The 13,659-nt window shown below is 63.9% G+C and carries 15 protein-coding genes and 1 rRNA gene; 15 read left to right on the top strand and 1 reads right to left on the bottom strand.

What is annotated here, in order from left to right; all coding sequences use genetic code 11:
* The first annotated feature begins 238 nt into the window (after positions 1 to 238).
* The 14 genes from rrf to ACFO0J_RS05175 all read left to right on the top strand — a co-directional run bounded on the left by rrf (position 239) and on the right by ACFO0J_RS05175 (position 12,077).
* Positions 239 to 351 (top strand): 5S ribosomal RNA (gene rrf, locus ACFO0J_RS05240).
* 180 nt (positions 352 to 531) lie between these two features.
* On the top strand, positions 532 to 900 hold the full coding sequence (locus ACFO0J_RS05235) for a DUF4870 family protein (RefSeq protein ID WP_376811985.1): 369 nt from the start codon (positions 532 to 534) through the stop codon (positions 898 to 900).
* A gap of 180 nt (positions 901 to 1,080) precedes the next feature.
* Positions 1,081 to 2,292, top strand: coding sequence for a cystathionine beta-lyase (gene metC, locus ACFO0J_RS05230; protein ID WP_376811984.1), 1,212 nt, complete (start codon positions 1,081 to 1,083; stop codon positions 2,290 to 2,292).
* Positions 2,293 to 2,335: 43 nt separating this feature from the next.
* Positions 2,336 to 3,445 carry a DUF2817 domain-containing protein gene (locus ACFO0J_RS05225; protein ID WP_376811983.1) on the top strand — a complete coding sequence of 370 codons (1,110 nt, stop codon included), beginning with the start codon at positions 2,336 to 2,338 and terminating at the stop codon, positions 3,443 to 3,445.
* A 16-nt stretch (positions 3,446 to 3,461) separates the two neighbouring features.
* Positions 3,462 to 4,103: a VOC family protein gene (locus ACFO0J_RS05220; RefSeq protein ID WP_376811982.1), complete on the top strand. Its 642-nt coding sequence runs from the start codon at positions 3,462 to 3,464 to the stop codon at positions 4,101 to 4,103.
* A 69-nt stretch (positions 4,104 to 4,172) separates the two neighbouring features.
* Entirely contained in the window at positions 4,173 to 5,252 is a 1,080-nt protein-coding gene (locus ACFO0J_RS05215) for an ABC transporter substrate-binding protein (RefSeq protein WP_376811981.1), read from the top strand.
* Positions 5,253 to 5,292: 40 nt separating this feature from the next.
* On the top strand, positions 5,293 to 6,048 hold the full coding sequence (locus tag ACFO0J_RS05210; protein ID WP_376811980.1) for an ABC transporter ATP-binding protein: 756 nt from the start codon (positions 5,293 to 5,295) through the stop codon (positions 6,046 to 6,048).
* Positions 6,049 to 6,103: 55 nt separating this feature from the next.
* Positions 6,104 to 6,886: an ABC transporter permease gene (locus tag ACFO0J_RS05205; RefSeq protein WP_376811979.1), complete on the top strand. Its 783-nt coding sequence runs from the start codon at positions 6,104 to 6,106 to the stop codon at positions 6,884 to 6,886.
* Positions 6,879 to 7,658 carry an ABC transporter permease gene (locus ACFO0J_RS05200; RefSeq protein ID WP_376811978.1) on the top strand — a complete coding sequence of 260 codons (780 nt, stop codon included), beginning with the start codon at positions 6,879 to 6,881 and terminating at the stop codon, positions 7,656 to 7,658. The genes ACFO0J_RS05205 and ACFO0J_RS05200 overlap by 8 nt, the downstream gene beginning before the upstream one ends.
* Before the next feature lie 29 nt (positions 7,659 to 7,687).
* Positions 7,688 to 8,119, top strand: coding sequence for a PaaI family thioesterase (locus ACFO0J_RS05195; protein ID WP_376811977.1), 432 nt, complete (start codon positions 7,688 to 7,690; stop codon positions 8,117 to 8,119).
* 7 nt (positions 8,120 to 8,126) lie between these two features.
* Positions 8,127 to 9,641, top strand: coding sequence for a class I adenylate-forming enzyme family protein (locus tag ACFO0J_RS05190; protein WP_376811976.1), 1,515 nt, complete (start codon positions 8,127 to 8,129; stop codon positions 9,639 to 9,641).
* Between the two features lie 82 nt (positions 9,642 to 9,723).
* Positions 9,724 to 10,743: a zinc-binding dehydrogenase gene (locus ACFO0J_RS05185; protein WP_376811975.1), complete on the top strand. Its 1,020-nt coding sequence runs from the start codon at positions 9,724 to 9,726 to the stop codon at positions 10,741 to 10,743.
* Between the two features lie 14 nt (positions 10,744 to 10,757).
* Complete coding sequence (locus tag ACFO0J_RS05180) at positions 10,758 to 11,519, top strand: SDR family NAD(P)-dependent oxidoreductase (RefSeq protein ID WP_376811974.1); 762 nt, start codon at positions 10,758 to 10,760, stop codon at positions 11,517 to 11,519.
* A gap of 54 nt (positions 11,520 to 11,573) precedes the next feature.
* Positions 11,574 to 12,077, top strand: coding sequence for an Lrp/AsnC family transcriptional regulator (locus ACFO0J_RS05175; protein ID WP_376811973.1), 504 nt, complete (start codon positions 11,574 to 11,576; stop codon positions 12,075 to 12,077).
* An 89-nt stretch (positions 12,078 to 12,166) separates the two neighbouring features.
* Here ACFO0J_RS05175 and ACFO0J_RS05170 read toward each other — a convergent pair whose 3' ends face one another.
* Positions 12,167 to 12,439: an SWIB/MDM2 domain-containing protein gene (locus tag ACFO0J_RS05170; RefSeq protein WP_376811972.1), complete on the bottom strand. Its 273-nt coding sequence runs from the start codon at positions 12,437 to 12,439 to the stop codon at positions 12,167 to 12,169.
* Positions 12,440 to 12,599: 160 nt separating this feature from the next.
* On the opposite strand from ACFO0J_RS05170, the gene pyrC reads away from it, so the two are divergent.
* Positions 12,600 to 13,658 carry a dihydroorotase gene (gene pyrC, locus ACFO0J_RS05165; RefSeq protein ID WP_376812009.1) on the top strand — a complete coding sequence of 353 codons (1,059 nt, stop codon included), beginning with the start codon at positions 12,600 to 12,602 and terminating at the stop codon, positions 13,656 to 13,658.
* Position 13,659: the final 1 nt, after the last annotated feature.

The raw sequence follows: 13,659 nt of genomic DNA, 5'->3' as shown, positions 1-13,659 counted from the left end.
TAACCTTGTAGAGTACTGCAAGGCACACTTAGTGATCGTGTTTGTAGCCGACACAATTGAACAGTACAATGCAACCCGAATACATGAAGTGCATCAAGCCACGGATCTGCTACAATGCAGCCCGTCGCAAGATGCGCCAGGCGCAGCGGTCCTAAAAGACCAAAGCGTAAGTGCTTCTTCCAAATTGGCGCTCAAGACTCAGGACTCAAATCCCGAGGCTCGAACGCAACCAGTTATGCTTGACGACCATAGCAAGGCGGACCCACTCCTTCCCATCCCGAACAGGACAGTGAAACGCCTTCGCGCCGATGATAGTGGGTGGACACCTGTGAAAGTAGGTCATCGTCAGGCTTTTATACCGCAAAGCCCCTGCAGACTTAGTCTGCAGGGGCTTTGTCTTTGGGGCGACGCCCCGCCCCAAGATCCAAGCCAGGCAAGCAGCCGCAGGCCGCGCCGCGTGGGGGCCTTGTTCTGGTTTAGAATGAACTTTTCAAACGCTGGCGCATGGCCTGCGCCTTCGCAGGAGATTTCATGATTCAAGGCGATGACACCCCCGACCTGGACAAGGGGCTGAACCAGCGTCAGCTCGTCCACCTGATGTATGGACTGTTCGCCGTGGGCATCCTGACTGCGGGGATCTTTGGCGCGGCCATTCTGGCCGCCGTGGTGCTGGCCTATCTGAAACGTGGTGACATGGTGGGCACCGTCTATGCCGGCCACATCGACTGGATCATCCGGACGTTCTGGTGGGGCTTGCTGTGGCTGGTGCTGAGCGGCATCGCCAGCATGATCTTCATCGGCTTCATCACGGGCCTGGTGGCCATGATCTGGATCATCTACCGCATTGCCAAGGGCTGGCTGGCGCATTGCTCCGGAGAAACCCCGCTGCCTGGCCTGTAATCCTGTCATTCCGCTTCGCTCGGTCCTCGCTCTCAACCCCCGCTTGCGCAAAGCGGGGGTTGTTTGCTTTCTACGCTCGATAAAATTTTATAGATACACGCTTTGAAATAAAAAATAATTCCCTTTATAATTTTTACGTGATAATATTTTCCTACAACATAGCTTTGAATTGGAAAATAAATGATGTCACTGCACGGTGCGTCTGATCGTGGCGATCTGCGAGAGACTCAGCTGACGCGCTTGGGGCGCGGTCAGGACCTCTCGCTTCTGTATGTCAATCCTCCCGTGGTGCGGGGCACGACGGTCCTGGCGGACTCGCTGGCCCAGTGGCGGCAGCGCGCCAGCTTGCGGGCTTGTGACAAACCGCAGGCGAACTACGGCCGTTTCGGGACGCCGACGACGGCAGCCTTCGAGTCGGCGGTGGCCGAACTGGACGGCGCCTACCGGGCCTTGTGCTTTCCTTCCGGCCTGGCGGCATGCACGCATGCGCTGTTGGCCGTGTGCCGGCCGGGCGGGCATGTGCTGATCAGTGAATTCGCCTACTGGCCTTTGAGAGAGTTCGCCGAGCAGACCTTGCGGTCGCTGGCGGTCGAAGTCGAATTTTTCCCTGAACTGGATGCCGAGGGGGTTGCCGCGAGGTTCCGGCCGAACACCTGCGCGGTCTACCTGGAAGCGCCCGGCTCCATCACGTTCGAGATCTGCGACGTGGATCACATCGCCGAGCAGGCGCATCAGCGGGGCATCCGGGTCCTGATGGACAATACCTGGGCGACCTCGCTGCTGTTTCAGCCGCTCGCGCACGGTGTGGACATCGCCATCCAGTCCGCCAGCAAGTACATCGGCGGACATTCGGATTGCATCCTGGGGGTGGCCTCATGCAATCAGGACGCGTGGGAGCTCTTGGCGGGTTCAGTGACCCGTTTTGGACAAACGGCTTCTCCGGATGACTTGTATCAGGGCTTGCGCGGGCTGCGGACGCTGGGTGTGCGCTTGCGCGAGCATGGGGCGTCCGCGTTGGCGCTGGCTCGCTGGCTTGAAAACCAGGAAGAGGTCGCCGTGGTGTGTTCACCGGGCCTGGAGTCCCATCCGGGGCATGAGCAATTCAAGCGCCTGTTCGGCGGGGTGTCGGGTCTGTTCTCTTTCGTGTTCAAGCCCATGAGCGAGGCGCAGCTCGCGGCGTTCTTTGATTCCTTGCGCGTGTTCGGCATCGGCCTGTCGTGGGGAGGCTATGAGAGCCTGGTGGTTCCCTTGACGGCCCGGCCGGGTTCGCGCCTGCCGGAAGCCGCAGCGGGTGGGCAGCTTGTGCGTGTGCATGCCGGGCTTGAGCGTGTCGAGGATCTGATCGGCGATATGGAACGTGCCTTTACGGCATTGCGTAAGATTTGCGAATGACGCACGAAGCCGTGTCTGACTGAAGAGAGAATAGGAGCCCCCCGTGAATGACGCCGAGATCCTGAGCCTGTACCCCGCCGGCTATGCGCAGGCGCGAGCCCGGTTTCTGGCTGCCGCGCATGCGGCCCATGCGACCATAGACTCCCAGGTCTTGTCCGGCTACACGGATGCGGCGGGGGACGCCTTGACACTGGATGCCGCATACCTGGGACCGCAGGACGCATCACGCGTGCTGGTGATGTTGGCCGGCACGCACGGTTCGGAAGGCTATGCCGCTTCGCCGCTGCTCACGGCGTTTCTGCCGCAGGCGCAGCAGCGGTTGTCGCAGCAGGAGGACATGGGGGTGCTGCTGGTGCATGCCGTCAACCCCTATGGGTTCGCCCACGTGATGCGTACGAACGAGCATAACGTCGATCTGAATCGCAATTTCATTGACTTCTCGAAGCCCGTACCCGGCAACCCTGAATATCAGGCCTTGCATGCGCTGCTGTGCCCGGCGGATCGCGGCGAGGCCGGCGCCGGCGCCGCGCAAGCGGCGCTGGACGCCTGGGTGGCAGAGCATGGCCAGGCCAGTTTCTTCGATGCGCTGTTCCGGGGCCAATACGAGGTGCCCGAGGGGCTGATCTATGGCGGCGCTGAACGCCAGTGGTCCAATCGCGCACTGCAGAATCTGGCCGAGCGGTTCCTGGGTCGGGCGCGGAGGATCGCCTTCATCGACTGGCATACCGGGCTGGGTGAATATGGCAAGTCGTTTTTCTTGTGTTTCAATGAGTTCGGCGGCCCTGAATGGGAGCGCTGTTGCGCCTGGTGGGGACGGGATGCCGTGGAAACCAAGGGCGGCTTCAACGGCGCGGCGCGGCCCCGGTATTCGGGACTGGTCTTTCAGGGCATGCGAGGGTTCTGCGCGCAGGCCGAATTCGCCGGCGCGGTGATCGAATTCGGGACGACTCCGCCGGATGCTACGATAGCCGGCTTGCAGCTCGATAACCGTCTGCGCTTTGATGCGGCGCTGGACGATGCGCGGCGTGCGGCCTTGCTCGAGCAGGCCATGGAATCGTTCTGTCCGCAGGATCCGCGGTGGCGTATCGACGTCATGCAGGAAGGCCTCGCCATTTCTCATCGCGCCCTCGAGGGTCTGTGCGCCTGGCCCTGAATCGTTCACCGGAGTGATGATGCTGAATAATCTCGATCATTTCATGTATGCCGGCACAAGCCTGGAAGACCTGGCGGCCCGGTTTGCGGCCTTGACCGGTGTTGCTCCCAGGCAAGGAGGACGGCATCCCACGCTCGGCACGCGCAATAGCCTGGTGGGTACGGGGACGTCGATCTATCTTGAACTGATCGCGCCCGATCCCGCGTCGGACGTGCGCAGCGAAATGCGCATCGGGCTCGAGACCTTGCCGCGCCCTCAGTTGCATCGTTTCATCATGCGCTGCACATCAGGGGATTTTCCTGCGCTGGCCAAGGCTTACCGTGCCGCGGGGATCGAGGCCCCGGTGCATGACCTGCAGCGCATCACCCCGGAGGGACAGACCATCCGGTGGCGCCTCATGATTCCCGAAACCAATGCCTACGGGCTGTTCGCCCCGTTTTTCATCGATTGGCTCGATACCCCGCATCCCTCAACGCGCCTGCCGGCGGATGTCGAGGTTCTGGCGTGCGAGGCCGGGCACCCGCAGGCCGCGCGCCTGGCGACCTTGTGGCAAGGGCTTGGGGTCGATATCTCTTTGCGGTCTGCGGACGCGCCCTATATGAGGGTGCTGCTGAAGACGCCCCAGGGAGAGGTCGCCCTGACATCGAGCCGGCCCTGAAACCCCGCCCCCGGGCGCGTTCCATCCGATTAGAGCTGTTTGCAAATAGAGTTACAGGAGAGAGACATCATGATTTCGTTTTCCCGGGCATTTCGCAGTACGGTCCTTGCGGCTTCCGTGTTTGTCGTTGCGGCGGCGGCACAGGCCGAACCGCTTCACAAGGTGCGGATCGGTTATCCGCCGGCCTGGTCCGCAGTCGAGGCGGCGATTCCTTTCGGCGATACGCTGGGTTTTTTCAAGGAAGAAGGCCTGGCGCTGGACTATGTGTCCGTGCAGGGCACCGCCGTGCTGCTGCCGCAGGTGGCCAATGGTTCGGTGGAGTTCGGCATCATGAATCCGGACCTGGCCATCATCGCCGCGTCCAAGGGCGAACCGTTCCCGATCAAGTTTTTCTATAACTTCTATCCCCGGAACATTTTTGAATTCACGGTCCTGAAAGACAGTCCGATCAAGACCCTGGCTGACTTGAAGGGCAAGAAAATCGGGGTGGGCGCCCTGAGCTGGGGCAACCTGCCGATGTCGCGCCTGATGCTGCGCGATGTCGGCGTGACCTGGATGAAGGATGCGCAAGTCCTGCCGGTCGGCGTGGGGCCCGCGGCCTGGGACCGGCTGAAGTCGGGCAGCGTCGATGCGCTCAACCTGCCCGCGACGCAGAACGTCATGATGGAGCAGGCGGGCACGCCGATCCGGCGCATCACGCTGCCGGAAGAATTCCGCACGGTGTTCTCCAATGGCATTGCCACCAGCGATGCGCTCATCCAGAGCAATCCGGAACTGGTCGCGGGCATGGGGCGCGCAGTGGCAAAGTCCATCGTCGCCTGCATGGCGGATACCGAAGCCTGCGTGCGGGCCTACTGGAAGATCGATCCCAGCACCAAGCCGACGCCGGAGCATGAGGCGAAGTGGATCCAGACCTTCGTCGCCGTCAATCAGGGCACGTACAAGATCGGGGAGCTGTCGACGCTCGAGGGCAAGTACGGCGCCTATACCGAACCCGACTGGCGCAATGTCGTCCAGAAAATGAAGGAGGGCGAGCAGATCAACTCGTCGGACTTCGATCTGTCCTTGCTCTACACCGATCGCTTTGCAAAAGCGTTCAACGATTTCAACATCGAGGCCGTGCGGGCCGCCGCCCGTGCCGCTCACTGATCGGTGCGGACCGGCCACATGAAACGGATTGGGTAAAAACATGTTGTTGAACCTCCGCGATATCAGTGTCAGCTATCCAAGCCGGCGCGGGCCCGTCCTGGCGCTGGACAAGCTCAGCCTGACCATCGAGCCCTCGTCCTTCGTCTCCGTGCTGGGACCGTCGGGTTGCGGCAAATCCACGCTGGTGCGTTTGGTCTCGGGTTTGCAAAAACCCACGGCGGGATCGATCGAGTTCGACGGCGTGCCGGCCAGCGGCGCGCGCGATGATGTCGGGGTGGCCTTCCAGCAGGCGGCCTTGCTGCCCTGGAAGACCGCCCTGGAAAACGTGCTGCTGCCGATCCGCTTGACGGGCCAGCGGGCCGAGCCGGCGCTCGAACGGGCGCGCTCGCTGCTCGATCTGGTGGGCCTGTCGGGTTTTCACGACCGCTATCCGCATGAGTTGTCCGGGGGCATGCAGCAGCGCGTTTCGCTGGCGCGCTCCTTGATCCGCGGGCCGTCGGTCCTGGTGATGGACGAGCCGTTTTCGGCGCTGGATGCGATGACGCGTGAAAACATGATGGTGGAATTGCAGCGCATCTGGCTGGATGCGCGGCCTTCCGTCCTGTTCATCACGCACTCGATCCAGGAGGCGGTGTTTCTCTCGGATCGGGTGGTGGTCATGAGCGGCCGTCCCGGCAAGATCATTGCCGATGTCCCGGTGGATCTGCCGCGTCCCCGCGATTTGCAGACGCTGGCGCATCCCCGTTTCGTCGAACTGTCGAACCAGTTGCGCGATCTGTTCAATACGGAGAAGTGACGATGGGACCGCACTGTGCATCCATCGGCCTGCCGTCGTTTCCGGGAGGGCCGGCATGAACCGACCCACGGAACTTCTGGCGGGCCTTGTCCTGCGCCTGGCGCCGATCGCCGCCTTGCTGCTCGTCTGGTATGGCATCGTGCACGGCTTCGGCATTCCGGACCGGCTGATGCCGGACCCCGTCACCGTAGGCCTGCGCATCTATGCCGGACTCTTCACGGAGGGTGATCTCTGGTCGCATCTCTGGCTGACGTTCAAAAGCACGTTCGCCGGCTTCGTGCTGGGGTCCGTGCTGGCGATCGCGCTGGGCAGCGTGCTGGCCATGAATCGCAAGCTGGAGTTGCTGGTCTATCCCCTGGTCGTGTTGATTCAGGCGGTGCCCAAAGTGGCGATTGCGCCGCTCGTCCTGCTGTGGCTGGGTTTCGACGAACGCAGCACGGTCACCCTGGTCGGCCTGATCTGCTTCTTCCCGGCCTTCGTCGGCGCATTTGTCGGGGTGCGTTCCACGCCCGCGGTGCTGATGGATCTGTTTCATACCCTGAGAGCCTCCGCCTTCAAGACGTATGTCCACTGCAATCTGCCGCATGCGGCCGGCTCGATCGTCGCGGGGCTGCAGGTGGGCTGGGGTTTCGCCCTGGTGGGCTGCGTGGTCATGGAGTTCATCATGGGCATGGGCGGTGCGGGATTCCTGATCGACAACTCGGCCAATGCGCTCGATACGGCGACTGCCGTGGCGGCCATGATCCTGCTGGGCCTGTTGGGGTACATCGGCGGCGGCGTCCTGGCCGAGGCCAAGAGGCGCATCGTCTTCTGGGAAGGAGGCCGTCGCAATGGATAACGGCGAAATCATTTCGGGCCGGCTGCGGGTGGCCTTGCCGACGATCGGCATCCTGCTGCTTCTGGCCGGATGGCAGTCGCTGGCCCAGTTCGTGGTGGCCGACCCCAGCCTCCTGCCCACGCCCGTGCAAGTCGGGCGGAATCTGTGGGCCTGGATCCTGAGCGGCGGGTTCATGCCGCATCTGCTGGCGACGGTATATGGCGCCTTGGGCGGGCTGTGTATCGGCGCCGGACTGGGCTTCGTTTCCGGCGTGATCGTCGGCGAGGTGCGTCTCCTGAACCGGGCCCTGTATCCCATGGTGCTCGCCCTGCAGGCGATGCCCATCGTGGCCGTGGCGCCCATGATCATTGTGTGGTTTGGCATCGGCCTGGCCTCCAAGATGGCGCTGGTGGTGGTGGGGACATTCTTCGTCATGTTCATCCATACCGTGGCGGGCATGCAGGCCGCGCCGATCGAGTTGCTCGACATGGGCCAGGCATTCGGTGGGCGGCGCTGGCGCATCGCGCTGGCCATCAAGGTGCGTGCCTCGCTGGATTACGTGTTCAGCGGCCTCGAGGTCTGCGCGGCCCTGAGCTTCATCCTGTGCGTCGTCGGCGAGTTCCTGGCGGCCAGGGCGGGGCTGGGCTATTACCTGCGCGCCGCTTCGTACGACATCAATGCCAGTTCGATGTTCGCGGCGGTCGTCGTCCTGTCCGTCCTGGCCTCTTTGCTCGCGCTGGCCGTCCGTGTGGCGCACCACCGCGTCGTGTTCTGGAAATACCGTAAACACTGACCCCCTTCATTTCCGTTGAGGAGTTTCGAATGACCGCTGTATCCAACCCGCCCGTCACCCGTGAACTGCTGCAATCATGGGCCGATGCGTCGCCTTTCATCCGGTTCTGCCGCATGGAGGTCAGCATGGTTGATGCCGACCAGGGTGTCGTGGAAATGAAGATGCCGCTGCTGGCCGAATTGGCGCGCGATCCCGAGGCCCGGCAGTTCCATGGCGGCCCGATCGCGTCGTTCATCGATACCGCCGGAGACTTCGCCGTTGCGCTCATGGCGGGCGGCGGCGTGCCGACCATCAATTTCCGCGTCGATTACCTGCGTCCCTCGGGCGGGGCTTACCTGGTGGCGCGGGCCACGGCCCGGCGGGTGGGGCGCACCGTCGGCGTAGCCGACGTGGATGTCTTCGACGATCAGGGCCGGCTGACCGCCGTGGGCCGGGGCTGCTATAGCTCGCAGGTCGGGTGAGGGGCGCATGGACAATACCGCGTTTCCGGCAGGCTCCAATCTGGGGGGGATGATCGCCCCCGCTGTCGACGGGGCGCAGCCGTGGCTGGTCGAAGTCGGGGCCGATGGCGCCGAGCGTGTCTTTACGTACGACGATCTGCATCGTGTCGCGGCAGGCGTTGCGCGCGCCTTGCGTGCGCGCGGCCTGAAGCGGAATGCGCGTGTGGGCCTGATCGGCTTGAATAGCGCTGAGTACCTGCTGAGCTATTACGGGATCATGCAGGCGGGCTACAGTGCGGTGCCGATCGGCTACAAGCTGGCGCAGCCCACAGTGGAATACATCCTGGGCGACGCCCGGGTGGACTGTCTCTATGCCGATGCCGACTGGGCCGCGCGGCTGGATGGCACGCTGCCCGTGCTGCCGCTGGGCGACCGGGCGGCCTGGCAGGCCCACCTGGATGAGGGACCGTTCGAGATCGAGCCCGTCCAGGCGCGGGATGCCGCGACGATCCTCTATACGTCCGGCTCGACCGGGATACCCAAAGGCGTGCCGCTGACGCACGGCGGGTATATCTGGACCCTGGGACAGGTCTCGGTCAATGGCGGTGATTTCATCCGCCGTACGGCGGCCCGGGTATTGACGGCAGCCCCGCTGTCCCACATGAATGCGCTGTTCCTGTCCAAGACGGTGACGGCCTACGGCGGCACCCTGGTGCTGATGACGCAGTTCGATGCGCGCGCTTTCCTGGAGAGTTGTGCGCGTCACCAGTGCGGTATCGTCACCGCCGTGCCGACCATGCTGGCCTTGTGCGCCCGGGAAACAGAAGCGCTGGCGCGGCTGGACCTGGGTTCGGTGCGCAGCGTCGCAGTCGGCTCGGCGCCCATCACGGATGCGTTGTTCGAGCGGATTGCCTCGATGTTCCCGCAGGCCGCGGTCCAGAACGGCTGGGGGACCACCGAGACCGGGCCGGCGGTGTTCGGCCCGCATCCCGCGGGACTGCCCAGGCCCCGCCTGTCCCTGGGCCACCCTTTGCCCGGCGTGGAGGTGCGTCTCGAAGGGGGCACCGCAGACGAGGGCGAATTGCATGTGCGCAACGGCGCCATCATGCCGGGCTACCTGAATCGCGAAGAAGATACCCGCCGCTGCCTGAAGGATGGCTGGTATCGGACCGGCGACGTCATGCGGCGGGATGCCGACGGGTTCTTTTATTTCGTCAGCCGCGCCGACGACATGATCGTGTGCGGCGGGGAAAACATGTACCCGGGTGAAATCGAACTGCTGCTGGAAAAACATCCCGGTGTGGCCCAGGCCGCCGTGGTGGCCGTGCCCGATGAAATCAAAGGCCAGGTGCCGGCGGCCTTCATCGTGCGCAGCGCCGGAAGCACGGTCGGCGAGGATGAGATCAAGCAGTTCGCCCTGAGTCGGGGGCCGGCGTATCAACATCCGCGCTTCGTGCGCTTCATCGATGCAATGCCCTTGTCGGCCGCCAACAAGATCGACAAGCAACGCATCAAGAAAATGGCGGACGGCCTGCACCGCTGAGGTGCTTGCAGGGCGTTCGCGTATCCATGCATTCCAGGGCGCCTCGCGCCCGCTCATTTCATTATCCTATTAGGTAGCCACCATGAAAGCACAAGTCATCCGCGCCCATGGCGCCATCGACCAGATCACCTACGAACAGGATTGGCCGACGCCCCAGCCCGAAAAGGGCCAGGTGGTGATCCGCGTGGGGGCCTGCTCCCTGAATTACCACGATCTCTTCACCCTGAAAGGCATGCCGGGCATCACGGTGCCGATGCCCATCATCATGGGGATCGACATGGCCGGGACAGTGGCGGCAGTCGGCCCCGAGTGCGGCGCCTGGAAAGAAGGCGACCGGGTGCTGGTCGATCCCCTGGCGCGGGAACGCTACAGCCTCATGGGCGAAACCGTGGACGGCGGCCTGGCCGAATTCTGCAAGGTGCCGGCGGATCAACTGATCGCCCTGCCCGACGAGGTGGGTTTTGACCAGGCGGCCGCGCTGCCGGTGGCGTACGGCACGGCCTATCGCATGATGGTCACCCGTGGCGGCATGGCGCTGGACGGCAGCCAGGAGGGCCGCAAGGTGTTCATCCTGGGCGCTTCGGGCGGGGTCGGGACCTGCTGCGTGCAATTGGCCAAGCTCAGCGGCGCCGAGGTCATCGTCGCCGCGTCCAGCCAGTCCAAGCTCGACGGCCTGAAGGCGCTGGGCGCGGACCATGGCATCAACTACCGGGACGAAGACTTCATGAAGGCCTTGCACGGCATCGCCGGCAAGCCCCGCATCTGGGGCGAGGGCGGGGTCGACACCATCGTCAATTTCACGGGGGGCGATACCTGGGTGCCTTCCATCAAGAGCTTGCGCAAGGGCGGCAGCCTCCTGACCTGCGGGGCGACGGCAGGCTTCGATCCGAAGACCGACATGCGCTATATCTGGACCTTTGAACTGAACATCCAGGGCTCTAACGGCTGGATGCGCGAGGACCTGCACGCCTTGCTGGACCTGGTGCGCCAGGGGCACTTGAATCCCCCGGTCGATATGCGTTTTTCCCTGGAAGACGCGCCCAAGGCGTTCAAGATGCTGGAAAACCGCGAAGCCTTCGGCAAGCTCATCATCGTCCCCTGAAAGGAAACAAGGCTGTGACTCGACTGGAAAACAAGGTTGCGCTGGTGACGGGGGCCAGCCAGGGCATCGGTCTGGCTGTGGCCCGCAAGCTGGCAGCCCAGGGGGCGTTCGTCGTGATTCAGGGCAATCGCTCCATGCAGGCGGCCGGCGATGCGGTGCGTGACATCGAATCGCACGGCGGCCGGGCGGCGGCCGTGCAGGCCGATCTGGCGCAGGAGGACGGTCCCGCGCGGCTGTGCGAACGGCTCGATGCCTTGTTGCGGGATCGACTGGGGTGCCCGGACCTGGACATTCTGGTCAATAATGCGGGGGTGATCAAGCGCGAGCCCATCGAAGCAGTCACCCCGGCGCAGTTCGATCTCACGCTGAACGTCAATCTGAAGGCGCCTTTTTTCCTGATCCAGGGGCTTTTGCCCCGCTTGAGGGATCAGGGCCGCATCATCAATGTTTCGTCGATGGGGACGCGCGTCGCATTTCCGGCCATGGCGGCTTATGCGCCGGCCAAGGCCGGCCTCGAGGCGCTGACCCGGTTGCTGGCGGCCCATCTCGGGCCGCGCGGCATCACGGTGAATACCGTGTCTCCCGGCTTGACGGAGACCGGGATGAATCCGCAGCTTGCCGGTTCAGAGGCCGCGCAGCAGGCGATTGCGGGCATTGCCTTGGGGCGTCTGGGGCGGCCGGACGACATCGCCGACGTCATCGCGTTCCTGGCCGGGGAAGAGGCCCGCTGGGTGACGGCGCAGTGCATCGAGGTCAGCGGAGGCCAGCGTATTTGACGCGTGCTCCATGCCCGGGCGACCCCCGGCTCCATGGACTGGAGGAATATGTCATTGGACGAGATCGATCGCCACATCCTGGCGGTCTTGCAAGAAGACGCCGACCTGGCCGTCACCGAAGTGGCGGCCAGGGTCGGCTTGTCCAGCACGCCGTGCTGGAAGCGCATCCAGAAGCTGAAGGAAGACGGCGTCATCCAGAAGCAGGTCGTGCTGTGCGATCCCGAGCGCCTGGATCTGGGGACGACGGTGTTCGTGAAGATCTCCACGAATCACCATAATGAAGCCTGGCTGCAGCAGTTTGCCCAGGCCGTCCGGGACATCCCCGAAATCGTCGAGGTCTACCGGATGAGCGGCGATGTCGATTATCTGCTGCGCGTCGTGGTCCGGGATATTCAGGGATACGATGCCGTCTACAAAAAACTGATCCAGGGCTGTGAACTGCACGATGTGAGTTCAAGTTTCGCCATGGAGCGGATCAAGTATTCGACGGCGCTCCCTCTGGATCTGCTCGCCGAGCCGTCATCGTCACGCTCGCGCGGTGAGCGTAAATCCAAGTAATTTCCGGGACGTCTCGCGAGGCGGGCCGGGCAAGTCCGCCCGGAAGCCGAATGAATCGGCCCCGAGAGCGTGCATGCCTTGGAGCCGGCTTACTTCAGATGCTGGCTGACCAGCTTGGTCAGTTCGAACATCGACACCTGGTCCTTGCCGAACAGGGGGCGCAGCTTGGCATCCGCATTGATGTTGCGGCGGTTCGCGGGATCCTGAAGATTGTGCTTCTTGATATAGTCCCAGATACGCTTGGTGACTTCGGTGCGGGGCACGGCTTCGTTGCCGATCACGGCCGCCAGGGTGGCGCTGGGCGTCAGAGGCTTCATGAATGCCGCATTGGGTTTGCGACCGGCTTTTTCGGTGGTTGCCATGTATGCAGGCTCCTACAGTGTTAAGTGAATAGCCCTCGCAGCATAACGCGTGTTTCCTTGAAAGACAAAACAGGATTGTCAGACCGTGTCACAGACTTCTTCACATGTTTCCTCTGAGCGCGCCGCGGGCGCGGCGGATGGCTCCGCCGCGCCCGCCCGCATCCGCCTGACTCGTCCCGATGACTGGCACTTGCATCTGCGCGACGGCGCGGTGCTGCGCAGCGTGGTGCCGGATTCCGCACGGCAGTTCGGCCGGGCCATCATCATGCCCAATCTGAAGCCGCCGGTGCTGACGACCGAGGACGCGCGTGCCTACCGCGAGCGCATCCTGGCAGCCCTGCAGCAGGCCGCGGAGCAGGCCGGCGCAGAGGCGCCGGCCTTCGAGCCCCTGATGACCCTGTATCTGACGGACCGGACCTCGCCCGACGAGATCCGCCGGGCGCGCGACAGCGGTTTCGTGCACGGGGTCAAGCTCTACCCGGCCGGAGCGACCACGCATTCGGACGCCGGCGTGACGGACTTGCTGGGCCAGTGCCCGGCGACGCTCGCCGCCATGCAGGACTGCGGCATGCCGCTGCTGGTCCATGGCGAGGTCACCGATCCGGCGGTCGATCTGTTCGACCGCGAAGCCGTTTTCATCGAACGGGTCATGCAGCCCCTGCGGCGCGCCTTTCCTGAACTGAAGGTGGTGTTCGAGCATCTGACCACGGCGGATGGTGCGGCCTACGTGACGCAGGCCGAAGGCCCCATCGCGGCCACGCTGACGCCGCAGCACCTGCTGTACAACCGCAATGCGCTGTTCAAGGGCGGTCTGCGGCCCCATTGGTACTGCCTGCCCATCCTGAAGCGGGAAACCCACCGCCTGGCGCTGCTGGAGGCGGCCACCAGCGGCAATCCGCGCTTCTTCCTGGGGACGGACAGCGCCCCGCACCCGCGCGGCGCCAAAGAGCAGGATTGCGGCTGTGCAGGCTGCTATACGGCGCGCCATGCCATGGCCCTGTACGCGACGGCCTTCGAGTCCGTCGGCCGCCTGGACCGCCTGGAGGCCTTTGCCAGCCTGAATGGTCCGGCGTTCTACGGGCTGGCGCCCAATACGGGCGTCTTGACCCTGGAACGGGTCGAGAACCCCATTCCCCGGGAACTGCCGCTGGGCGACGACGTGATCGTGCCGTTGGCGGCAGGGGAGAGCTTGATGTGGCGCGTGGCTGAAGGCGGCTAGC

Origin of the sequence: Castellaniella hirudinis, assembly GCF_042651965.1 — a bacterium.
GTDB classification, from domain to species: Bacteria; Pseudomonadota; Gammaproteobacteria; order Burkholderiales; family Burkholderiaceae_B; genus Castellaniella; species Castellaniella hirudinis.
This window is presented reverse-complemented; position numbering and strand designations above follow the sequence as displayed.